General features: G+C 63.6%; 1 protein-coding gene. It reads left to right on the forward strand.

Going from position 1 to position 621, the window contains the following annotated elements:
* The coding region (locus A3730_RS28180) for an amidase family protein (RefSeq protein ID WP_255364331.1) at positions 1-621 on the forward strand (621 nt) is incomplete at both ends.

Consider the following 621-nt stretch of genomic DNA (forward strand, 5'->3'; position numbering starts at 1 on the left):
CGGCAACGACGGCGGCGGCTCCATTCGCATCCCCGCCGCCGTCTGCGGCCTGGTGGGCCTGAAAAGCACCCGTGGGCGCCTGGTCACCCAGGAAGCCGCCAAAGCCTTGCCAGTGAACATCATCAGCGATGGCGTGCTCACGCGCAGCGTGCGCGACACCGCCAACTTCTTCGCTGAAGCCGAAAAGTACTACCGCAACCGCAAGCTACCCGCTGTTGGGCACGTCACCGGCCCCGGCAAACAGCGGCGACGCATCGGCCTGATGGTGGACTCCATCGCCGGCGACCCCACTTGCCCGCAACCCCGCGCCGCCGTAGAAGCCACCGCCAAACAGCTGTCTGATCTGGGCCACCATGTAGAAATGGCCCGCATCGACCTGCCCCAGCGGTTTGTAGACGATTTCCTGCTTTACTGGGCCATGCTCGCTTTCTTTGTCAGCAAATTCGGCCGCGCCCTGTTCCCTCAAGGGTTCGATGGCCAGCAGCTGGACCCGCTTTCGCAGGGTCTGGCCCGCTATTACCGTCAACGCTTCCTGAAAACCCCGGGCATGCTGCGCCAGCTTCGCCAGAGCCAGGCCCGCTACGCAGAAGTATTTAACCAGTACGATGTGGTACTCACCCC

The organism is Alcanivorax sp. HI0044 (assembly GCF_001634945.1).